The organism is Pectinatus brassicae (assembly GCF_014201835.1).
In the GTDB taxonomy this organism is placed as follows: Bacteria; Bacillota; Negativicutes; order Selenomonadales; family Selenomonadaceae; genus Pectinatus; species Pectinatus brassicae.
This window is the reverse complement of record NZ_JACHFH010000088.1, coordinates 1-1,116: the sequence shown is the minus strand read 5'-3', so window position 1 is coordinate 1,116 and position 1,116 is coordinate 1. Positions and strand designations below refer to the sequence as shown.

The window sequence follows — 1,116 nt, the reverse complement described above, 5'->3', positions numbered from 1 at the left end:
AAGCTGTTGCAGCAATCCGTTGTAAAACCAGCGCGGTGTAAGCTGGGAATCTGAAAGGTACAGCACCAGATACCTCTCCGGATCCAGACTGCCGGGACAGATTATAATAACAAGTGCAACAGAAATAAAAACAATCTCATAATGCCAAAACAGTGTAAAATGAAGATGACAAAACCTAACATTTATACTGGAGATGACATTATGAGACCATATCATCATTTTACACTTGAAAACCGAGAAAATCTATCAGAATTATTAAAAGAAGGAAAAAGTATAAGGTATATTGCTAAAATACTGGATTATGCACCATCAAGTGTTAGCAGAGAAATCATTAGAAATCGTAACAATAATGGAAAATATCATCCTTGGAAAGCAACAGTAGACTATATAGTACGCAGAAAAAAATGCCACAGAATATCTCGTTTACTTAGTGAGCATAAGTTGTATGAATGGATTGTAGAAAAACTAAAATTATTCTGGTCGCCAGAAACAATTGCAGCACGCTGGCGAATAGATCATCCAGCAGATAAATTAAGTTTTTGTACTATTTATAGAGCTTTAATAAATAGCAAAGTTCATCCACAAATAATTAAAGAATGTTCTGCGAAAAAACACTTACGCAGACATGGTACTTTAAAATACCATAACCGCAATAGTAATACGATAAAACCTGAGCATTTAATTGATGAACGCCCTGAAGAAGCTAATTATCGCAGTCGTTTAGGTGATTGGGAAGGCGATACAATTTATGGTTCAATAGGCAAAGGTTTAGTAGTTACCTGTGTTGATCGCAAAAGCCGCTATACATGTGCAGCTTTACTAAATAGTCGTAATAAAGTAGAAACCAAAGATGCTTTAGTTAAAGCTCTTCACGGCAAAATAGTGCATACTATTACACTGGATAATGGCTCAGAATTTGCCTTATTCAAAGAAATTGAAAAAACATTGCACACTACTGTATATTTTGCTCATCCTCATGCACCTTGGGAGCGTGGAACAAATGAAAGTACTAATGGTATATTACGATTTTTCTTTCCAAAAGGAACTAATTTCCATAACGTTACGCAAAAAGAACTAGATGATGTTCTTTACCTTATTAATTCCAGACCTAGAAAA

1 protein-coding gene is annotated in these 1,116 nt (G+C 34.9%); it reads left to right on the top strand.

Annotated elements, in window-relative coordinates; translation table 11 throughout:
• Window positions 1-159 precede the first annotated feature (159 nt).
• Window positions 160-1,116: IS30 family transposase (locus tag HNR32_RS13765; RefSeq protein ID WP_183863636.1), on the top strand; the 957-nt coding region annotated here is incomplete at its 3' end.